Source organism: Curtobacterium sp. MCLR17_039, assembly GCF_003234745.1.
Taxonomy (GTDB): Bacteria; Actinomycetota; Actinomycetes; order Actinomycetales; family Microbacteriaceae; genus Curtobacterium; species Curtobacterium flaccumfaciens.
The window spans coordinates 1-19,791 of sequence record NZ_QKTF01000013.1; the positions used below are offsets into that span (position 1 = coordinate 1).

Here is a 19,791-nt window from a genome sequence, read left to right on the forward strand (position 1 = left end):
AGAGACAGGGCGGGCGGCGCGCCGCGGCGTTGCGTGAGTGAGCGCTCACGTGCCAGGATGTGAGCGCTCACTGGGGACGACGAGGTTCTGGAGGAACGCATGGGTGACGACCGCCGACAGCGGATCGTGGACGGCCGCACCACACTGGGGATCGAGCTCGGCTCCACCCGCATCAAGGCCTGCCTGGTGGACGAGGACCTCGTGCCCATCGCCGCCGGTTCCCACGAGTGGGAGAACGAGTACGTCGACGGCCGCTGGACCTACTCGCTCGAGGCCGTCGAGACCGGACTCCAGGCCGCGTACGCCGCCCTGGTGGCCGACGTCGAGACGCAGTACGGCGTCACCCCCACCACGTACCGCGCCGTGGGCGTGAGCGCGATGATGCACGGCTACCTGGCGTTCGACGCCGCGGGCGAGCTGCTCGTGCCGTTCCGCACCTGGCGCAACACCTCGACCGGCCCCGCGGCCGAACGGCTCAGCGAGGCCCTCGGGTTTAACATCCCGCTGCGGTGGTCGATCGCCCACCTGTACCAGGCGGTCCTCGACGACGAGCCGCACGTGGCCGAGATCGCCGGTGTCACGACCCTGGCTGGCTACGTGCACCGACGCCTGACCGGGCGGAACGTCCTGGGCGTCGGCGACGCCAGCGGCATGTTCCCGATCGAGGGTGGCCCCGTCGACAGCGGCCCCGGCGACCCGGGCGCGAAGGACTTCGACCACGCCATGCTCGCCACCGCGCAGGACCTGATCGGCGTGCCGGACCTGCGGTCCCTGCTGCCCGAGGTCCTCGTCGCCGGCGCGGAAGCCGGTGAGCTGACCCCCGAGGGCGCGACCTGGCTCGACCCGACCGGCACACTCGAAGCCGGCGCACCGCTCTGCCCGCCCGAGGGCGACGCCGGAACCGGCATGGTCGCGACGAACGCCGTCGCCCCGCGCACCGGCAACGTCAGCGTCGGCACGAGCATCTTCGCGATGGTCGTGCTCGAGCAGCCGTTGACCACCGCGCACGAGGAACTCGACGTCGTCACCACCCCGGCCGGCGACGCCGTGGCGATGGTGCACTGCAACAACGGCGCGAGCGAGATCGCGAGCTGGGCCCGGGTGTTCGGACGCTTCGCCGAGGCCTCGAGCGAGCGGACCGGCGCGACGCCGATCGGCATCGACGACGTCTACGCCACCCTGCTCGCCGAAGCCGTCGCGGACGACACCGACCCCGACGCCGGCGGCCTGCTCTCCTTCAACTACCTGGCCGGCGAACCCGTCACCCACGTCGAGGACGGCCGGCCCCTGCTGCTCCGCACCCCCGGCGCGCGCTTCACGCTCGGCAACCTGGTGCGCTCCGAGGTGCACGGCGCGTTCGCGACCCTGGCCATCGGCATGAACGTCCTGCACGGCGAACAGGTGCAGGTCGACCGGATGACCGCGCACGGCGGGCTCTTCCGCACGCCCGGCAGCCCGCAGCGGCTCCTCGCGGCGGCGTTGCGCGTGCCGATCGCGCTCGAGGAGACCGCGGGCGAAGGCGGTGCGTGGGGGATCGCCGTCCTGGCCGCCTACCTCGAGCACACCGACCAGCAGCTCGCCGACTACCTGTCCGACACCGTGTTCGGCGGGGACGCCGTGCACGTGGCCGAACCCGAGCCGGCGGACGTCGCCGGGTTCCAGACGTACCTGGAGCGCTACCGGGCCGCACTGCCCGTGCAGGACGTCGCCGCGGCGGCGACCGGCCCCAGCGCGACCACAGGACCGACCGAGCAGACCGACGGCGCCGACCCGCGCCTCCAGACAGAGGAAGTGACCCGATGACGGACGCGATCGACGAGACCACACGCCAGGCGGTGGCGACGACGCGGGAGCGCGTCGCGCGCCTGCACGGCGAACTCGTCCGCTACGGCCTCGTGATCTGGACCGGCGGCAACGTCTCCGAGCGCGTGCCCGGCACGGACCTGTTCGTCATCAAGCCGAGCGGGGTGTCGAGCGACGACCTGACGCCCGGGAACCAGGTCGTCTGCACCCTCGACGGCGTGCCGGCCGAGGGCTGGGGCAACGAGCACGGCCCGTCCAGCGACACCGCCGCGCACGCCTACGTGTACCGGAACATGCCCGGGGTCGGCGGTGTCGTGCACACCCACTCGACGTACGCCACCGCCTGGGCCGCCCGCGCCGAGGCGATCCCGTGCGTGATCACGGCGATGGCGGACGAGTTCGGCGGACCCATCCCGGTCGGCCCGTTCGCGATCATCGGCGACGACTCGATCGGTCACGGGATCGTCGACACCCTGAGCGGCCACCGCAGCCGCGCGGTCCTGATGCAGAACCACGGCGTCTTCACGATCGGCAAGGACGCGAAGGACGCCGTCAAGGCGGCCGTGATGTGCGAGGACGTGGCACGGACCGTCCACATCTCGCGGCAGCTCGGCGATGCGGTGCCGATCCCCGAAGCAGACATCGATCGACTCTTCGATCGCTACCAGAACGTCTACGGACAGAACCCCGAAGGAGCCATGCGATGACGCAGGACACCACCGTCGACCCCCAGGCCACGCTCGACAGCTACGAGGTCTGGTTCCTCACCGGCTCCCAGGGGCTCTACGGCGAGGAGACCCTGCGCCAGGTCGAGGAGCAGAGCAGGGCCGTCCACGCGGAACTCGCCGGGCACCTGCCGGTGAAGCTGGTCTGGAAGCCCGTGCTCAAGGACGCCGACGGCATCCGCCGGGCGCTCATCGAGGCGAGCGCCGACGACAAGGTCATCGGCATCACCACGTGGATGCACACGTTCAGCCCGGCCAAGATGTGGATCGGCGGCCTGCAGGCGCTGACCAAGCCGCTGCTGCACCTGCACACGCAGGCGAACGTCACGCTGCCCTGGGCGGACATCGACTTCGACTTCATGAACCTCAACCAGGCCGCGCACGGCGACCGTGAGTTCGGCTACGCCCTGGCCCGCCTCGGCGTCCGGCACGCCACGGCCGTCGGCCATGTCTCGGACCCCCGCGTCCAGCAGCGGGTCGCGAACTGGACCCGTGCCGCCGCCGGCGCCGCGGCCGTCCGCGAGCTGAAGCTGACCCGCTTCGGCGACAACATGCGCTACGTCGCCGTGACCGAGGGCGACAAGACCGAGGCCGAGATCGAGCTCGGCGTGCAGGTCAACACGTGGGCCGTCAACGAGCTCGCGGCAGCGGTGGAGGCCGCAGCAGCGGACACGGCAGCGGTCGACGCGCTCGTGGCGACGTACGAGCGCGACTACGACGTGGACCCGTCACTCCGCAGCGCCGGCGGTGAACGGCACGCCGCGCTCCGCGACGGTGCCGCCATCGAGATCGGCCTCCGCACCCTGCTCGCGCAGAACGGCAGCGCCGCGTTCACCACGAACTTCGAGGACCTCGGCTCGCTCAAGCAGCTGCCGGGCCTGGCCGTGCAGCGCCTGATGGCCGACGGCTACGGCTTCGGTGCCGAGGGCGACTGGAAGACGGCGGTCCTGGTCCGCGCGATGAACGTCGCCGGTGCCGGCCTGCCCGGTGGTGCCTCCCTGATGGAGGACTACACCTACGACCTCACCCCGGGCGCCGAGAAGATCCTCGGGGCGCACATGCTCGAGGTCTCGCCGACGCTCACCACCACGAAGCCGACGCTCGAGATCCACCCCCTCGGCATCGGCGGCAAGGACGACCCGGTCCGCCTGGTCTTCACCGCCGACTCCGGCGAGGCCGTCGTCGTCGCGCTGTCCGACACCCGCGACGGCTTCCGCCTCACCGCCAACGTCGTCGACGTCGTGCCCCCGACCGAGGCCCTGCCGAAGCTGCCCGTGGGCCGCGCGGTCTGGGAGCCCCGGCCGTCGTTCCCCGTCGCCGCCGAGGCCTGGCTCACCGCTGGCGCCGCCCACCACACCGTGATGACGACGGCGGTCGGCCTGGACGTCGTCGAGGACTTCGCGACCATGGTCGGCACCGAGTTCCTGGTCATCGACGAGCACACCACCGCACGCGGGTTCCGCGACGAGCTGCGTCTCCAGCAGACGTGGCACCGTCTCGACCGCGGCTTCTAGAGGAGTCAGGACCCACGATGGACGACGTGATCGCGGCCGAGCGCACCCGCACCAACTGGGCGGGCAACGTCACCTACCGCGCCTCGGCGCTGGCCCGGCCGACGTCGGTGGCCGAGCTCCAGCAGCTCGTCGCCTCGACGCCGCGCCTGACGGCGCTCGGCTCGCGACACTCGTTCAACACCATCGCCGACACCGATGCCGTCCAGGTCGCGTTGTCGGACCTGCCGCCCGTGCTCGACATCGACACGTCGCGTCGCGTCGTGCGGGTCGCGGCCGGCATGACGCACAGCCAGGTCGCGGCCGGTCTGGAGGCCCGTGGCTGGGCACTCGGGAACCTCGCGTCCCTGCCGCACATCTCCACGGCCGGGGCCGTCGCCACGGGCACGCACGGCTCCGGTGTGCGGAACCCGTCGCTCGCGCAGGCGGTGGTCGGCCTCGACGTCGTCCGCGCCTCCGGTCAACTCGTGCACGTCGACGCCTCGTCGCCCGACGTGCTGCTCGACGCCCACCGGGTGGGGATCGGCGCGCTCGGCGTCGTCACCGCGGTGGAGCTCGCGATCGAGCCGACGTTCCAGGTCGCCACGACGGTGCACCTCGACCTGCCGTGGGACGCCGTCGCCGCGCAGTTCGACCAGGTGATGTCCGACGCGTACTCGGTGTCGATGTTCACGTCGTTCGACGACCGCGGTGCCCGGCAGGTCTGGGTCAAGCACCGCGTCGACGAGGCCGCACCGACCGTCGACCTCGTCGCCCTGGGCGCCCGAGCGGCTTCGGGTCCGGTGCACCCGGGCGAGAACGACCCCGCCGGGGTCACCGAGCAGGGCGGTGTGCCGGGGCCCTGGTCCGAGCGGCTGCCGCACTTCCGGTCCTCGTTCACCCCGTCGACCGGGGCCGAGATCCAGGCGGAGTACCTGATCCCCGCGGCCTCGGCGGTGGAGGCGCTCGAGGCGCTCCGGCCGCTGGCGTCGCTGTTCGCCCCGATCCTCATCGCCGCCGAGGTCCGCACCGTCGCGCCCGACACGGCCTGGCTCGCGCCGTCGTCCGGTCGGCAGTCGGTGGGCCTGCACTTCACGTTCCGTCGTGACGCCGCCGCCGTGGCCGCGGCGGTGGCCCGGATCGAGGACGTCCTGGCACCGTTCGACCCTCGGCCGCACTGGGGCAAGGTCTCCGCGGCCAGTGCCGAGCGGCTGCACGAGGCGTACCCGCGGCTGTCCGACTTCGCCGCACTCGCCCGGGACCTCGACCCCACGGGGCGGTTCCGGAACGCGTTCCTCGCGCGCATCCTGTCCTGAGCCGCGCCGGTTCCCAGGGGATCGGGATGCGTTGCGCGGGTGTCGCACCGGAGCAGCGCCGGGCCTTCACATGTGAGGACGGAAAGGTCGGGTCATGGCGAACCTCAACCGCATCCTCGGCATGGCCTCCAAGGCCATCGACAAGCAGCTCCAGAAGCGTGGGCAGGGGGGAACCGCGCCCGGCGCCGGATCGCAGCAGGGCGGGACCGACTGGCGCGGCATCGTGCGCAGCGCCGCGGACAAGCTGACCGGCGACGACCGGAACCAGCAGCAGCCGCCGCAGCAGTACGGCCAGCAGCCGCAGCAGTACGGCCAGCCGCAGCCGGCGCAGTACGGCCAGCCGCAGCAGCACGCCGGCATGCCGCAGCACGGGGCCGACGCCGACAAGGTCGCCCTGGCGAAGTACGACTACCTGCTCCGCACCTCGTCGCCGGAGCAGCTCGAACAGGTCCACCACGACGCCTTCGCGCGGCTCACCCCCGCGCAGCGCCAGCAGGTCCGCGACCGCCTGAACTCCGAGCTCCCGCCCCACGAGCACCTGCGCGACGACTCGGCGGGCGGCATGGCCCGTGCGATGACCCGCGGCGAGATGTCCCGTCCGGGTCTGGTCCGACGGGTCCTCGGTGGTTCCGGCCGTAACGGCAACGGCAACGGCAACGGCAACGGCCGTGGCCGCGCCGGGGCCTTCGCCGGCGGTGCAGCGGTCGGCGCCGGCGCGATGGCGTTCGGTGGCCTCGCCGCGGCGGTGGCCGGGGGAGCCGTGCTGAGTGCCGCCGCAGGGCCGGTCCTGGCAGGGGCCGCCGACCTCGGCGTGGACTTCGAGGGCATCGCCTCGGGCATGGGCGACCTCGGGCTCGGTGACCTCGGCGGTGGCGTCGAGGGGCTCGTCGGTCAGGGCGAGCAGCTCCTCGGCGGGTTCGGCGAGCAGGCATCGGGCCTCGGGGAGCAGGCATCGGGCCTCGGCGAGCAGGCGTCGAACCTCGGCAACGACTTCCTCGGTGGGCTCTTCGACCGCTGACGCACCGCTGTGCGAACGCATCGGGAATAGCGGGACGGCGTCCGGCGCTTGCAATGTTTCGTCGTGCGTCGTCCGACGCACGCGAGATTCGGACGGGCCACCGTCGCGGTGTCAGGATGGACGCCGCCCGGCGGGTGAACCGTTCCGCCGCGCAGCGACCGCCACCGCGATCGCGACCCCCTTCCCCGAGGAGCAGCACCGTCATGAGACGCCCCAACCGCCTGACGATCACCGCGGCCGTCGCCGCAGCAGCAGCCCTGGTCCTGACCGGCTGCTCGGGTGGGGGTTCGTCCGACGACGGCGCCGAGGGCACGGCGAAGGGCGGCACGCTCAACATCCTGACGCCGCAGACCTCGTTCCACCTCGACCCCGCGACCAGCCAGAGCCTCGGCATCACGTCGATGGGCCTCGTCGCCCGACGGCTCACCACGTGGGACGTCGAGCCGGGCAAGACGGCGAAGGTCGTCCCCGACCTGGCGACCAACACCGGGGTCTCGAGCGACGACGGCAAGACCTGGACCTACACGCTGAAGGACGGCGTCGAGTTCCAGGACGGCACGCCGATCACCACGAAGGACATCAAGTGGGGCATCGAGCGCTCGTTCGCGCCGACGCTGAGCGGTGGCCTGAGCTACCACAAGTCGCTCCTGGTGGGCGGTGCCGACTACAAGGGCCCCTTCGACGGCAAGTCGCTCGACAGCATCGAGACCCCGAACGACAAGACCATCGTCTTCAAGCTGAACGACGCGTACGGCGACTGGCCGTGGCTCGCGTCGATGCCGGCCTTCACGCCGGTGCCCGAGGGTGACGGCAAGGACACCGGCGCCTACGACCTGAAGCCGGTCGCGTCCGGCCCGTACCAGGTGAAGTCGAACACGCAGGGCTCGCAGGTCACGCTCGTCCGCAACAAGAACTGGAGCGCGAAGACCGACGAGGTCCGCACCGCCGGCCCGTCGAAGATCGTCTTCAAGGAGAGCCAGGACCAGTCCACGGCGACGCAGACGCTGATCGCGGACAACGGCGACGCCAAGAACTCGTTCGGCGCCATCTACCTGGGTGCCGCCGAGCTCAACCAGGTGCGCAGCAACCCGGCCGCCCAGGACCGCCTGGCCACGTCGAAGGCCGGCCCGATCAGCTACATGGCGATCAACACCCAGCGCGGCGAGCTCAAGGACCTCAAGGTCCGCCAGGCGCTGCAGTACGCGGTCGACCGCAAGTCCTTCCGGATCGCCGCCGGCGGCGCGATCGCCGGTTCGTACGCCTCGACGCTCATCACCCCGGGCATCGCCGGGCGCCAGGACTACGACCTGTACGAGACGAAGGCCACCGGTGACGTCGACAAGGCGAAGCAGCTGCTCAAGGAGGCCGGCGTCAGCAACCTGAAGCTGACCCTCGTGACGCAGAACGACCCGACCTACCTCGCCCAGGCCCAGGCGCTGCAGTCCGGCCTGAAGCGTGCCGGCATCGCCGTGACGCTCAAGCCGCTCGACTACGACTCCTTCACGCAGGCGACCACCAACGGCACCGACTTCGACCTGTCGCTGTCGAGCTGGCAGCCGGACTTCCCGAGCGCGAACGCCAACCTGCAGCCCCTCTACGACTCGTCGCAGATCGGTGGCGGTGGCTACAACGTCTCGAAGTACAGCAACCCCGAGGTGGACGCCCTCATCGCGAAGGCGAGCTCCACGGTCGACCAGGACGACGCGCAGAAGCTCTGGGCCCAGGCGGACAAGAAGATCATGGCCGACGCTCCGGTCGTGCCGCTGATCTACGCGAAGCAGTCCTTCCTCGCCGGTTCGAACGTGCAGAACTTCCAGATCGCGGACTTCCCGGCGTACCCGAACTACCTCAAGGTCTCGCTCAAGCAGTGACCGAACCGATCCTGCAGGTCGAGGGGCTCCGCGTCGCGTTCGGCGACGCGGAGCCCGTCGTCCGTGACGTCTCCTTCGACCTGACGCCCGGCCGGGTCCTCGCCCTGGTGGGGGAGTCCGGCTCGGGCAAGTCCGTCAGCGCCATGAGCGTGCTCGGGCTCCTGCCGCCGCAGGCCTCGGTGTCGGGCAGCGCCCGGTTCCGTGGCGAGGAACTCATCGGTGCCCCCGTCGAGACGGTCCGCGCCGTCCGGGGTGCGGGCATCGGCGTGGTGTTCCAGGAGCCGATGAACTCGTTCACGCCGGTCCTCTCGATCGGCACGCAGATCGCCGAGGCCGTCCGAGCCCACCCGACCGGGCTCGACCGCGCTGGGGTCCGGACACGCGTCGACGAACTGCTCCGTGATGCCGGGCTCACCGACCCGGAGCGCATCCGGAAGGCCTACCCGCACGAACTGTCCGGCGGCCAGCTCCAGCGCGCGATGATCGCGATGGCCCTGGCCGGTGACCCGGTCGCACTCTTCGCCGACGAGCCCACGACCGCGCTCGACGTCACCGTGCAGGCCGGCATCCTCGACCTGCTGCGCCGGCTCGGCCGCGAGCGTTCCCTCGCCGTGCTGCTCATCACCCACGACATGGGCGTGGTCGCGGACGTCGCGGACGACCTGCTGGTGCTGCGCCGCGGCGACCCGGTCGAGCACGGCACCGTCGCCGAGGTCTTCGCCCACCCGACCGCCGACTACACGCGCGAGCTCCTCGAGGCCGTCCCCAGCCTGGAGGCCCGTGGCGGCTCCGCAACGACGGCTGCGGACCCGGACGCCCGGGTCGGCGAGCCCGGCTCACGCGCCCAGCGACAGCTCACGGCTCCGGGCGCGCGTGAGGTGTCGCCCAGCGCGAAGACCGCTGCGGTGAGCGGCGAGGCGGACGCGAGTCGCGCCTCCCGGCCGCCCGTGGCGCGCCTGCGCGACGTCGCCGTGCGGTACTCGCGCCGAGGCGGACCGACCGTGTCCGGCATCGACCTCGACCTGCACGCCGGCGAGACCGTCGGCCTGGTGGGCGAATCCGGTTCCGGCAAGTCCACGATCGGGCGCGCGCTCGCGGGGCTGGTGCCCGTCGTCGCCGGCTCGGTCGAGGTGGACGGCAGCGACCTGCGCACCGCTCGCGGACGACGACTGCGCGAGCTGCGCAGCCGGGTCGGTATCGTGTTCCAGGACCCGGCGTCGTCGCTCAACCCGCGACAGACCATCGGCTGGAGCATCGCGGAACCACTGCTCGTGCACGGCACCGACTCCGCCGCCGAGCGAGCCGAACGGGTCCGTGAACTCCTGACCGCCGTGCAGCTCGACCCGACGTGGGCCGAGCGGTTCCCGCACCAGCTGTCCGGCGGCCAGCGGCAGCGCGTCGCCGTCGCGCGTGCGCTCGCACTGCGCCCGGCACTCGTCATCGCCGACGAACCGACCTCGGCACTCGACGTGACGGTGCAGGCCGCCGTGCTCGACCTGCTCGCCGGGCTGCAGCGGGAGTTCGGCTTCGGCATGTTGCTCATCAGCCACGACCTCGCCGTCGTCCGCCAGCTCGCCGACCAGGTGATCGTGCTGCGTGACGGCCGGGTCGTCGAGCGGGGGAGCACCGACGCCGTGCTCGACGACCCGCACCAGGACTACACGCGCATGCTCCTCGCCGCAGCGCCCGTCGCCGATCCCGTGCGACAGGCCGCTCGCCGCGAGGCGTGGCGCGCGTGGGAAGGAGTGGCCTCGTGACGGCCAACGTCGTCGACCGACCGGTCGCACCGTCCGGCCGCACGACCGGCTTCCGGGCCGTGGTGCGACGTGTCCGGCAGGACCGCTGGGCGGTGGCCTCGGCCGTCGTCATCGCGGTGTTCCTGGTGGTCGCCGTGGCGGCCCCGCTCATCGCGAAGCTGTCCGGGCAGGACCCGTACTCGTACGACATCGACGCCCTCAACTCGTTCGGTGCGCCCCGGGGCGCCGGCGGCGGCATCAGTGGTGACCACTGGTTCGGTGTCGAGCCCCTGACCGGGCGTGACCTGTTCTCGATCGTCACGTACGGTGCGCGGACCTCACTCGGCATCGGACTCGCCGCGACCCTGGTGTCGATCGTCATCGGCGTGCTCGTCGGCGTCACGACCGGGTTCTTCGGCGGCTGGTACGACCGGGTGCTCTCGCGGGTCGTCGACGTGATCTTCGGGTTCCCGTCGCTCGTGTTCATGATCGCCCTCACCGCGATCGTGCCGTCGACGTTCCCGAAGCCCGTGCTCGTCGTGCTCGTCATCGGGTTCTTCGGCTGGCCGGCCGTGGCCCGTGTCGTGCGGGGGCAGACGCTGTCGCTCGTCAGCCGCAACTACGTCGTCGCCTCCACGGCGATGGGCGCCGGGCGCTGGCACGTCATCCGCACGCAGCTGCTGCCGAACCTCGCCGCGACGATCACCGTCTACGCCACCATCTCGATCCCGTCGATGATCGGTGCCGAGGCCGCGCTCTCGTTCCTGGCCGTCGGCGTCAACCCACCGACTCCGTCGTGGGGTCGCAGCATCGGCGACGCCATCGGCTGGGTGCAGACCGATCCCATGTACCTCGTGTTCCCCGGAGCCGCACTGTTCCTCATCACCCTCGCCTTCAACGTGCTCGGTGACGCCCTGCGCGACGCCCTCGACCCGCGAGGGGGCACCGCGTGAACGCCGCCACCCTGCGGTTCCTCGCGATCCGCGTGCTCGGGGCCGCCGTCGTGCTGCTCGTCGTCGCGGCCATCACGTACGCGCTCTTCATGCTCCTGCCGACCAATCCGGCCCGGGCGATCTGCGACAAGCCCTGCACGCCCGACCGGCTGCGAGAAGTCCAGGCGTTCCTCGGTACCGACAAGCCATGGCTCGCACAGTTCGGCGCCTACCTGGCCGGCATCTTCACCGGCCGGACCTTCGGCAGCGGCAACAGCGTCATCGAGTGCGCGGCGCCGTGCTTCGGGTACTCGTTCCAGCTGCACGAGAGCGTCACCGAGCTGATCCTCGCGCGCCTGCCCGTCACGGCCTCGATCGCCGTGGGCGCCGCCGTGCTGTGGCTCGTCGCCGGGGTGTTCGGCGGCACCGTCTCCGCACTGCGCCGCGGCACCTTCGTCGACCGGGCCGTGATGACGGTCGCGGTCGCCGGTGTCTCGTCCCCGGCGTACCTGGTCGGGCTGCTCGGCATCCTGCTGTTCGGGTTCGTGCTCGGGATCCTGCCGACGAGCGGGTACGTGGCCTTCGGCGACGACCCGGTCGGCTGGTTCACCCACCTGATCCTGCCGTGGTGCGTGCTGGCCTTCATCAGCGCTGCGATCTACGCCCGGTTGACCCGTGGTGAGATGCTCGAGTCGATGTCGCAGGACTTCGTCCGGACCGCCCGTGCCAAGGGGCTGCGGGAGCGCCAGGTCGTCGTGCGGCACGGGCTCCGGACGGCGATCCTGCCCGTGGTGACGCTGTTCGGGCTCGACCTCGGGTCGCTGCTCGGTGGTGCCGTCATCACCGAGAAGGTGTTCTCGATGCAGGGCCTCGGCGCGCTGCTCATCGACGCGGTGCACACACTCGACCTACAGGTGGTCGTCGGCTTCACGCTGTTCTCGGCGCTGCTGATCGTCACGGCGAACGTGATCGTCGACGTGGTCTACGCGTTCGTCGACCCGCGGGTGCGGCGCCGGGCGTAGGGGCGCGGCCGCTCGGTGCGAGGTGCCGAGCTTCGCACCGTGCGAGGTCCCCCCCCCCCCCCCCGCCGCTGTTGTGGTGCGAGGTTCCGTACTCCGTGCGAGCGCGTCCGCCTGCCACGGAATCGGGAACCTCGCACCAGAGCGCTCGCCCCTCGCACCGTGCGAGGTCAGCCGGCCGTTGCCGCGCCGTCCCACCACCGCAGGACCCGCGTCCCCATCAGGGTGAGCCACTTCGAGCGTTCGCCCGCCGGGACGTCGACCTCGAACCACTGCCGCCCTGGTGCACGTTCACCTTGGGTCCAGGTGCCGTCGGCGTTGCGAGCCGCCCGGACGAGCTCGATCGCCTCGGCAGCACGTGGGTCCGGCGGGGTCCCGTCCTGCAACCCGGCCGCCCGCAGGTGATCGGTCGCCCGGAGCGCGGTGTAGATCCAGCGCGACGGGTACGCGAAACGGTGCACCCAGGAGCCGACGAGCTCGCCGTCGGACTTCCGGTGCAGCAGCCGCCGTTCGAGCAGGTACTCGGCTCCGCGGTGTCGGGCGGCGCGGAGCTCCGTGGCGCGCGGGTGCGATCCCTCGGACAGCTGCTCGTGCTGCAGCAGCCCGTCGAGCACGTTGAGGGTCGAGTGGAACGACGACACGGTGGACCCTTCGACCCACTCGCAGTTCCAGCCACCGTCGGCGAGCTGGTGCTCGAGCACCCATTCGGCGATGTCATCCACGTCCGCACCGAGCCAAGTGCCGTTGGCGAGCGTGAAGGCGTTGATGCAGCAGTCCACTTCGCCGCCCCAGTACGGCAGGTCGTCGTAGTCCCACCGACTGTTCTCGGCGAGGCGCACGGCGGTGTCCCCGAGCGCAGCGGCGTCGAGCCCCCAGTCGCGCAGCGTGTTGAGCGACCAGGTCGTCGCCGTGTAGGGCTGTCCGGCGGCCTGGGCCTCCGGACCGTCGGGGTCGAAGTCGGCGGGGAAGTACGAGCCGCCAGCCCACTGTCCGTCCGGGTCCTGGTGAGCGAGGAGCGCTGCGCCGAACCCCTCGGTCGCGACCCGGGCACGGGTGGCCTGCCACGTCGTGGCGGGGGCGTCGACGAGGTCCCGCTCGACCTGCCAGCGCAGTGCCGGGTCGGAGGCGACGAGCCAGTCGACCACCGTGTCGTCCGTCATGGCGGGGAGACTACTCGCTGCTGCGCGCCCGGGGCGGCGATCGCGCGAGGGGAGGCGCCCGGTGCGAGGTTGTTCACCCCGTGCGGCGGAACAACCTCGCACCGTGTGACCGACCTCGTACCGACCGACCTCGCACCGACCAACAGACCGCGCGCCCCACCACGCGGCCGACGTCCATCAGAAGTACGTGATGCCGTGCGGTGTCCGCGGCGGCAGCAGCATCGCGCGGAGCAGCTCCACCGACGCCGGGTCCGCGGCGCGGACGAGCCCCGCGGCGGCCAACGTGACGGGGGAGACCGAGCCGATCAGCAGCGCACCGAGCTCTGCGACGTCGAGCTGGACGTCAGACCCGGCCACGTCGACGTCGTCGGCGATGCGCGTGACGGTGCCACGGGCCCCCTGGACGTCGAGGCGGTACGTGCCGGTGGTGAAGCCGAGCGCGTCGGTGACCCCGAGTGTCAGCGACCCGTCGACGGCGAACGGCCGCGAGGTCAGCACCGCGGGCACGTCGAGCACGCGCAGCCAGACGTGGTCCTCTTCGTGGTCGACGTCGTACGCACGGTTGTCGCCGAGTGCCGCGACGATGGGGTCGTCGAGGCGGGAGCGGTTGTACTTCACGACGTCGTTGAGGTCGACCGAGAGCAGGAACTCCCACAGGGCGGTGTAGGCCCGGTCGTCCGCGTACACCAGGTCGACGATCTCGAGTGCGGTGTCGGAACCGCGGTCCTCCTTGACGCGCCAGGTGACGTACCCGTCGATCTCGTCGGAGCCGTCGGGACGGTGCACCGCCGCACGGACGTCCTTCGCCTTCTGCCCGTCGTGGCCGAGCAGGCCTAACACGATCGGCCAGGTGCCGGTGTTGCGGACCATCGAGCCGGGGGTGCGGACGTGGAACCGGTCGAAGACCGCCTTGCCCGGGCCGTCGGCGAGCCACTGCGGCGTGACGACCGACACCGTGCCGGAGGTCGGGGCGAGCAGGGGGAGCGCGCGCTCGCGGCGGACGTGCACGGCACGCTCGCGGATGGCGCAGCCGAAGCCGAAGCGGCGGTAGATGGTGCCCTCGGACGCGGTCAGCGACGCGACGGCGTAGCCCTCGGCGACCCCGCGCTCGAGCGCGTGCGTCATCATCCGGCGCAGGATGCCGCGGCGACGCTCGGTCGGGCGGACGGTGACCGCGGAGATCGCCTGGGTGTCGACGGAGGAGCCGTCGCCCCAGCTCAGCGCCTTGCGGAACCAGGTGAAGGTGCCGGCCGGCCACGTCTCGTCGACGGACCCCGGGAACGGCTCGCGCACGTAGACCCCGAGGAACGTCTCTTCGTCGGCGATGAAGTGCGACGCCATGCGGGCCGCGCCCTCGGCGTCGGGGTCGGCTTCGTGGAAGCCCATCCCGACGGCCTGCATCCACGCTGCCGTCTCGGCGTTCGGTGCCCCCTTGTCGTCCGTCCCGGGCGCGAACTCGCGCAGCTCGTAGCGGTCGTCGAATGCCTCGTTGCTCACGTTCCGACACTATCGGGACCGGGTGACGTCGCGACAGGCGCGTGGTCGGTCCGGTCAGCCTGGAGGCCCGGATCGCGTCCGGCGGACGGGCTGCGGTGTGGGGTCGGCCGGTTCAGGGCCCGTGCCCGGCGCCGCGTCAGTCGGTCGCGCCCCGCGGGGGATCGACGAGCAGCCCGACGCGGTCGTCCAGGTAGTCGGCGAGGGGGACTGCGGCGCCGGCGGTCGGGGACCACCGGACCGATGGCACGTCGTCGATGACGACGAGCACGCCCTCGGCGCCGACCAGGGAGTCGTCGACGGGGATCGGGACGGCGCCGTGGTTCACCGTGTCACCGGCGCCGAAGTGCCCCTTCGCGGCGGCGGCTCGGTAGGCGCGGCGGACCTCGGCCGACACCGACTGGTACTGCGACCGACCGGGTTCGGTGACGCGGGTGATCGACCCGGTGGCCCAGACACGGCCGGCCGTCTCGGGGGACGACCCGATCAGGAGTGCTCCGACCCGCCACACCCGGCCGAGGGGCCGCATCGTCGGGTCACGATGGATCCCGAGGACGGCCTTCGGCTGCACGTACTCGCCGAGTGCTTCGTCCGGGACGTCCGCGGCGCGGAGCCGTCGGGCCGCCGCGTCGAGGAGCTCCCGCGCCCGCTGCACTCCGTCCGTCACGTCCACCGAGCCTAGACCGGGTGGTGGTCGTCGTCTCGGCCCTGTTCTCGGTGGTGGTCCGCTCGACGTGGTGCGCCGCGCTGCGTCGTCCATGGCTGGTGCCGACGCGACTGGTGCCGTCGCGGCTGGTGCCGGCGCGGCGACGACGTGCGGCGCTCACGAAGCCCGCGGCCATCATGACCGCACCGTACGTCAGGAGCACGCCGGCGACCGCGGGGATGAGCCAGCTCCGCGACCCGTTGACGACCTGGTTGACGATGCCGATCTCCGGCACGGAGTACCAGACCACGCCGCGGATCTGCACGGCGGTGACCGGTGCCGGGTCGGCCTCGGCGTTGTTGTCGCCCTTGAGCACGAAGGTCCGCTCGCCGTCCGACGACGACGACACCGAGACCACGCGGTGGCTGACGACCGCGGGCTGGCCGGACACGATCTGGTAGGTGACGACGTCGCCGACCCGGATGTCGTCGATCGGGGTCGGACGGACCACGAGCAGCGTCCCCGGGGGCAGGGTCGGCTCCATCGACTGCGTCAGGACGGTGAGCGGCATCGAGCCAGTGGCCTTCGGCACGACGATCAGCACGACCGCCAGGGCGGCGACGAGCAGCAGGAGCCCGGTGCTGAGACCGAGCACGACGGCGTGGACGACGGCGCGCCAGCCGGTGCGCGGGGTGGGGGTGCTCATGCGCCGCATCGGATCGCCGCCCCGTTGTCCTGCGTGAAGAGCGTGACCTTGCCGGTACCCGCGACGGTCGACGTGGGGTTGCCGGCGCTGTCGAGCACCTTGACGGTGACGGTGAGCGTGCCCGCGGTGCCGGCGCTCGCGGGGACGTCCGGCGGCGCGATCGTGATGAACGCGGAGTAGTCCTGCGCCTTCTGCCCGACCGGCGTCGAGCCGACGAAAGCCCCGTACCAGGTGTCCACCGGGCGGTTCGCGGCATCCCACCGGATCTCGACGTACCAACCGCCGTGGTCGGTGCAGACCAGCGAGGGGGTGGTGTCGACGACCGCAGCCGGGGTGGTCAGGGTGAAGCCGCCCGCCACGACGCCCGAGGTCCAGGTGCCGCTCGTGACGGTGAGGTTGACGTTCACCTTGGCGGTCGAGCCGGCCGGGGCCGACGACTGCAGGGTGCTGCGGGTGCACCAGACGGCGGAGGTGCCGGCGGCGAGCTTCGCGCTCATGCTCGGCAGCGAGGCCCAGGTGCCGGTGACGGACCCGGTGCCCACGGCCGTGCTCGCGGTGCAGCCCGCGGTCGAGGCGACCGGCCAGGCGACGACGGTGACGGCCTTGGCGAGCGCGGTCGAGCTGCCGGACACGACGGAGACCGTGGTGGTGGCGGTGCCGGCGAGGGTGCCCGAGTCGGTCAGGGTGATCGGCTTCGTCGTCGAGGTGACGCTCGACGAGAACGCCGTGGTGAGGGCGCTCGTGCCGCTGATCGACGCCGCGACCGTGCCGACCGTGGTGCTCGTCGCGGTGGTGCCCGACGCGCTCCACAGTGCCCACGCGGCGCTCGAGGTACCGCCGACGAACACGGCGGTGAGGAGCACGGCGACGAGGAGCCGGAGGCGGCGGTTCATGCGGAGACCTGCGTTCCGGTGACGGTGAGGGTGAAGTCGGTGGTGGCGCCGGCGACGGTCTGCGGGGCGTCGGCGTCGAGGGCCATCTCGAGGCACGCGGTGCCGCTGACCCCGGCCGGCAGGGTGAACGACCCGGTACCGGTGTCGAAGGTGGCGAGCCGTCCGCTCGTGCCGGTGAGCCCGGGCACGCACTTCGCGGTCGAGGACACCATCACGAGGTGGAGCGTCAGCTCACCGGTCGCCGCCGCGACGGACGACTTCGAGGCCGTCGTCGTGACGCGCATCGACAGCGGGACCGATCCGGAGTTCCGCACCGTGAAGGTGCCGGTGGTGCTCGTGCCCGGCCCGAGGACCGCGGTGTTCATCGCCGTGGTGCTGCTGACGCTGACGGTCGCCGTGGCGGAGCGCACCGTGGTGGCCGCCGTGCTGGCGGTCCCGTTCCAGAGCGCGTACGTGCCGCCGGTGCCGAGGAGTGCTGTTCCGACCGCGACGACCAGGGCGAGCGCGACCGGCCACACCCAGCGGTGCCGTCGGGCCGCGCGGTGGCGTCCCGTCGTCCGCGGTGTGGCGGTCATGTGCCTGCTCCTGGTCGTCGTGGTCGGTGGGGTGCGATCGGTGGATCAGGAACCGATCGCGGTCTGGGTGAGCGTGAAGGCCAGCGCGCTGAGGTTGATCGAGCCGCCCTGACCGGTGGTCGCCGACGCGGGGAGCGTCACCGTGAAGACGACCTTGACGGTCGACGTGGACGAGGACGGCGAGACGACGAAGGTGTTCGTGTTCGACGAGGACTGCACCACCGAGGCGCTCGTCGAGGTGACGGCCAGCGTCTTCGTCGTGGCGGCGAGCAGCGCGGCGTCACCGGTGATGCTCTGGTTGGCGTAGGTCAGGTTCGCCTTGAGGTCCTGGCCGGTCGCGCCGATGTTCAGCGTCTGGGTGAACTGGAACGTGTTGCCCGGGACCATCAGGGCCTTCGTCGGGTCGATCGCGGTGGAACGACCGTTCGTGATGTCGGTCCAGGCGCCGTCGTTGTTGGCGCTCAGCGTCAGGGTGCCGGCGCTCACGGCGGACGCGGCGCTCGAGGCGCTGGCGTTCCAGAGCGCGAACGTGCCCGCGCCGCCGAGGAGGAGTGCGACGCCTGCTGCGCCGGCGATGGCACCGGTGACGATCTTGTGCATGGGGTGGATCCGTTCCTGCGTGCTCGGGGCACGCTGAAGCCCACCGGGGACATTCGGGCGTCGTGTCCGGTGGGGAGGTTGTCATCGACCCAGTGGTTGGAGGGGGTCGCGGCTGACCGGTGCCGAGAGCGGTCGCCGGGCCTCGGAGCGCATGTGCTGCTGCTCGGGCGGGCTGGACTCGCTCTGGTGTCGACGTTACCTGTCCCCCAAAGTGCCGACAAGCGAGAACGAGCGTTCACCCGGACCCCAGAACAGGGGTCATTTTTGTCCCCGCTAGGGAGGACATGACTTGTACCCCGGTTTCTGGGTGTGCGCTTCGCGTGGGCAGAGCGATCACAGAAGGAATGCCGGTACGCACGGCGTCGTTGCACCGTCCGGAAACGAGGAGGGCCCATGGACATCGTGCGCTGGTTGTTCGACGCGCAGATCGTCATCGGCGACCAGACCGTGCTCTGGCGCGAGGTGATCGGCAACGTCTTCGGGCTGCTCAGCGCCCTCGGGGGCATGCGCCGGAAGGTCTGGGCCTGGCCGGTCGGACTGGTCGGCAACGCCCTGCTCTTCACCGTGTTCATGGGGGCGCTCTTCGACACCCCGAACCCCGTCAACCTGCTCGGGCAGGCCGGCCGTCAGGTCATGTTCATCATCGTGAGCATCTACGGCTGGTACCGGTGGACGCACCGCCCCGAGGACGCGACGACCGTGATCGACCCGCGCTGGGCCTCCTGGCGGACCCGTCTGCTGCTCGTCGTCGGCATGGTCGGCGGCACCGCCCTGCTGACCCCCGTCTTCCGCGCGCTCGGGTCCTACGAGCCGGTGTGGAGCGACGCGTGGATCTTCGTCGGATCGCTGCTCGCCACCTACGGCATGGCGAAGGGGTGGGTCGAGTTCTGGCTCATCTGGGTGGCGGTCGACCTGGTCGGCGTTCCGCTGCTGTTCTCCGCCGGGTACTACGCCTCCGGGTTGATGTACGTCTTCTACGGCGTCTTCACGCTGACCGGGTTCTTCGTGTGGATGCGCCAGCGGGTGCGGCCTCCGGCGGCGCCCGTCACCGTCGGCTGACCGCCGTGCTCGCGCCGCGCTGACGCGGCCGGGAGCACGGCCCCCGCTCTGGGACGAGACAAACGGCCCGGAATGCGCTGCAATGGTCGGATGGAACCCCTGCACGGCGAACGCGTCGAGGACGACGAGTCCCTCGCAGAGCGCACGGTGCGCGCGGCCATCCGCGCCTACCGGCTGCACCCGTTCGACACCGTGGACGCGGCGGTCGTCGCCGAGGTGGCCGGCATCCCGCTCGAGACCGTCGAGCGGCTGTTCCCGACCTGGCACGCCCTGCTCCTGGTCACCTACGACCGGTGGGCGCAGCTGCGGGGGACCCGGCGGAAGAGCCCGCCCACGTGCACGATCGAGCACGTCCGTCTGACCCTGGCCGAGGACGTCGCCGACCCCGGGCTCGTCCGGGTGCTCGCGGGGCTGATCACCGTGGCCAGCTCGGAGTCCGGGTTCGCCGAACTGTTCCGCAAGCGGTTCGAGGAGTACGCCGAGCAGCTGACCGTCGGGCTGCAGCGCGACTTCGACAAGGGCTCGGAAGAGGCCGGCATCCCCGCGTACCAGGCTGCGACCCAGCTGCTCTCGGTCTACGAGGGGCTGCAGATCCAGATGCTGGTCCGCCCGCACATCGACGTCCTGGTCGAGTTCGACCGCGCGGCGAACACCCTGCGCCAGGGATGGAAGCGGCATGCCGTCCCCTCGTGGGACCTCGACGAGGCACCCGTGCGCGTCTGACGCCGTGCGGCGCCGACCGACGAGG

18 protein-coding genes are annotated in these 19,791 nt (G+C 71.7%); 11 read left to right on the top strand and 7 right to left on the bottom strand.

Annotation, left to right across the window (positions count from 1 at the left end):
* The first annotated feature begins 99 nt into the window (after nucleotides 1–99).
* The 9 genes from DEJ00_RS14130 (at nucleotide 100) to DEJ00_RS14170 (ending at nucleotide 11,913) form a co-directional block, all read left to right on the top strand.
* The gene (locus DEJ00_RS14130; RefSeq protein WP_111057782.1) at nucleotides 100–1,803 is read left to right on the top strand and encodes a xylulokinase; all 1,704 of its coding nucleotides are present in this window, start codon (nucleotides 100–102) and stop codon (nucleotides 1,801–1,803) included.
* Nucleotides 1,800–2,510, top strand: a complete 711-nt coding sequence (locus DEJ00_RS14135; RefSeq protein ID WP_111057783.1) for an L-ribulose-5-phosphate 4-epimerase — start codon at nucleotides 1,800–1,802, stop codon at nucleotides 2,508–2,510. Before DEJ00_RS14130 ends, DEJ00_RS14135 begins: the two co-directional genes overlap by 4 nt.
* Entirely contained in the window at nucleotides 2,507–4,042 is a 1,536-nt protein-coding gene (gene araA, locus DEJ00_RS14140) for an L-arabinose isomerase (protein ID WP_111057784.1), read from the top strand. Before DEJ00_RS14135 ends, araA begins: the two co-directional genes overlap by 4 nt.
* Nucleotides 4,043–4,059: 17 nt before the next feature.
* A complete protein-coding gene (locus DEJ00_RS14145) occupies nucleotides 4,060–5,334 on the top strand; it encodes a D-arabinono-1,4-lactone oxidase (RefSeq protein ID WP_111057785.1) in 1,275 nt (424 codons plus the stop codon).
* Between the two features lie 94 nt (nucleotides 5,335–5,428).
* Nucleotides 5,429–6,352 carry a cation-transporting ATPase gene (locus tag DEJ00_RS14150; protein ID WP_111057786.1) on the top strand — a complete coding sequence of 308 codons (924 nt, stop codon included), beginning with the start codon at nucleotides 5,429–5,431 and terminating at the stop codon, nucleotides 6,350–6,352.
* 203 nt (nucleotides 6,353–6,555) lie between these two features.
* Nucleotides 6,556–8,223, top strand: coding sequence for an ABC transporter substrate-binding protein (locus DEJ00_RS14155; protein WP_181440193.1), 1,668 nt, complete (start codon nucleotides 6,556–6,558; stop codon nucleotides 8,221–8,223).
* Nucleotides 8,220–9,980, top strand: a complete 1,761-nt coding sequence (locus DEJ00_RS14160; protein ID WP_111057788.1) for an ABC transporter ATP-binding protein — start codon at nucleotides 8,220–8,222, stop codon at nucleotides 9,978–9,980. Before DEJ00_RS14155 ends, DEJ00_RS14160 begins: the two co-directional genes overlap by 4 nt.
* Nucleotides 9,977–10,912 carry an ABC transporter permease gene (locus DEJ00_RS14165; protein WP_027466174.1) on the top strand — a complete coding sequence of 312 codons (936 nt, stop codon included), beginning with the start codon at nucleotides 9,977–9,979 and terminating at the stop codon, nucleotides 10,910–10,912. Before DEJ00_RS14160 ends, DEJ00_RS14165 begins: the two co-directional genes overlap by 4 nt.
* Nucleotides 10,909–11,913 (top strand): ABC transporter permease, encoded by a 1,005-nt coding sequence (locus tag DEJ00_RS14170; protein WP_027466175.1) that lies wholly within the window; start codon nucleotides 10,909–10,911, stop codon nucleotides 11,911–11,913. Before DEJ00_RS14165 ends, DEJ00_RS14170 begins: the two co-directional genes overlap by 4 nt.
* A 167-nt stretch (nucleotides 11,914–12,080) precedes the next feature.
* Here the strand turns inward: DEJ00_RS14170 and DEJ00_RS14175 are convergent, their stop codons facing one another.
* The 7 genes from DEJ00_RS14175 to DEJ00_RS14200 all read right to left on the bottom strand — a co-directional run bounded on the left by DEJ00_RS14175 (nucleotide 12,081) and on the right by DEJ00_RS14200 (nucleotide 17,984).
* A complete protein-coding gene (locus DEJ00_RS14175) occupies nucleotides 12,081–13,070 on the bottom strand; it encodes a squalene cyclase (RefSeq protein WP_111057789.1) in 990 nt (329 codons plus the stop codon).
* A gap of 177 nt (nucleotides 13,071–13,247) precedes the next feature.
* Entirely contained in the window at nucleotides 13,248–14,567 is a 1,320-nt protein-coding gene (locus DEJ00_RS14180) for a GNAT family N-acetyltransferase (RefSeq protein WP_111057790.1), read from the bottom strand.
* Between the two features lie 136 nt (nucleotides 14,568–14,703).
* Nucleotides 14,704–15,093 carry a glutaminase gene (locus tag DEJ00_RS18590; RefSeq protein ID WP_181440194.1) on the bottom strand — a complete coding sequence of 130 codons (390 nt, stop codon included), beginning with the start codon at nucleotides 15,091–15,093 and terminating at the stop codon, nucleotides 14,704–14,706.
* 7 nt (nucleotides 15,094–15,100) lie between these two features.
* Nucleotides 15,101–15,916 (bottom strand): signal peptidase I, encoded by an 816-nt coding sequence (locus tag DEJ00_RS14185; RefSeq protein ID WP_258373695.1) that lies wholly within the window; start codon nucleotides 15,914–15,916, stop codon nucleotides 15,101–15,103.
* Complete coding sequence (locus DEJ00_RS14190; protein ID WP_111057792.1) at nucleotides 15,913–16,809, bottom strand: hypothetical protein; 897 nt, start codon at nucleotides 16,807–16,809, stop codon at nucleotides 15,913–15,915. The genes DEJ00_RS14185 and DEJ00_RS14190 overlap by 4 nt, the downstream gene beginning before the upstream one ends.
* Complete coding sequence (locus DEJ00_RS14195; RefSeq protein WP_111057793.1) at nucleotides 16,806–17,384, bottom strand: TasA family protein; 579 nt, start codon at nucleotides 17,382–17,384, stop codon at nucleotides 16,806–16,808. The genes DEJ00_RS14190 and DEJ00_RS14195 overlap by 4 nt, the downstream gene beginning before the upstream one ends.
* Nucleotides 17,385–17,429: 45 nt before the next feature.
* A complete protein-coding gene (locus DEJ00_RS14200; protein WP_071404262.1) occupies nucleotides 17,430–17,984 on the bottom strand; it encodes an alternate-type signal peptide domain-containing protein in 555 nt (184 codons plus the stop codon).
* Between the two features lie 393 nt (nucleotides 17,985–18,377).
* On the opposite strand from DEJ00_RS14200, the gene pnuC reads away from it, so the two are divergent.
* Both pnuC and DEJ00_RS14210 read left to right on the top strand, forming a co-directional pair.
* Nucleotides 18,378–19,043, top strand: a complete 666-nt coding sequence (gene pnuC / locus DEJ00_RS14205; protein ID WP_071404263.1) for a nicotinamide riboside transporter PnuC — start codon at nucleotides 18,378–18,380, stop codon at nucleotides 19,041–19,043.
* Nucleotides 19,044–19,133: 90 nt separating this feature from the next.
* Nucleotides 19,134–19,766 carry a hypothetical protein gene (locus DEJ00_RS14210; protein ID WP_111057794.1) on the top strand — a complete coding sequence of 211 codons (633 nt, stop codon included), beginning with the start codon at nucleotides 19,134–19,136 and terminating at the stop codon, nucleotides 19,764–19,766.
* The last annotated feature ends 25 nt before the right edge of the window (nucleotides 19,767–19,791 follow it).

Bases quoted from the DNA above. Each gene is read 5' to 3' on its own strand.
- DEJ00_RS14130 (WP_111057782.1), top strand. From the start codon at position 100: ATGGGTGACGACCGCCGACAGCGGATCGTGGACGGCCGCACCACACTG.
- DEJ00_RS14200 (WP_071404262.1), bottom strand. From the start codon at position 17,984: ATGCACAAGATCGTCACCGGTGCCATCGCCGGCGCAGCAGGCGTCGCA.
- pnuC (WP_071404263.1), top strand. From the start codon at position 18,378: ATGGACATCGTGCGCTGGTTGTTCGACGCGCAGATCGTCATCGGCGAC.
- DEJ00_RS14135 (WP_111057783.1), top strand. From the start codon at position 1,800: ATGACGGACGCGATCGACGAGACCACACGCCAGGCGGTGGCGACGACG.
- araA (WP_111057784.1), top strand. From the start codon at position 2,507: ATGACGCAGGACACCACCGTCGACCCCCAGGCCACGCTCGACAGCTAC.
- DEJ00_RS14190 (WP_111057792.1), bottom strand. From the start codon at position 16,809: ATGAACCGCCGCCTCCGGCTCCTCGTCGCCGTGCTCCTCACCGCCGTG.
- DEJ00_RS14210 (WP_111057794.1), top strand. From the start codon at position 19,134: ATGGAACCCCTGCACGGCGAACGCGTCGAGGACGACGAGTCCCTCGCA.
- DEJ00_RS14195 (WP_111057793.1), bottom strand. From the start codon at position 17,384: ATGACCGCCACACCGCGGACGACGGGACGCCACCGCGCGGCCCGACGG.
- DEJ00_RS14155 (WP_181440193.1), top strand. From the start codon at position 6,556: ATGAGACGCCCCAACCGCCTGACGATCACCGCGGCCGTCGCCGCAGCA.
- DEJ00_RS14185 (WP_258373695.1), bottom strand. From the start codon at position 15,916: ATGAGCACCCCCACCCCGCGCACCGGCTGGCGCGCCGTCGTCCACGCC.
- DEJ00_RS14145 (WP_111057785.1), top strand. From the start codon at position 4,060: ATGGACGACGTGATCGCGGCCGAGCGCACCCGCACCAACTGGGCGGGC.
- DEJ00_RS18590 (WP_181440194.1), bottom strand. From the start codon at position 15,093: ATGCGGCCCCTCGGCCGGGTGTGGCGGGTCGGAGCACTCCTGATCGGG.
- DEJ00_RS14175 (WP_111057789.1), bottom strand. From the start codon at position 13,070: ATGACGGACGACACGGTGGTCGACTGGCTCGTCGCCTCCGACCCGGCA.
- DEJ00_RS14150 (WP_111057786.1), top strand. From the start codon at position 5,429: ATGGCGAACCTCAACCGCATCCTCGGCATGGCCTCCAAGGCCATCGAC.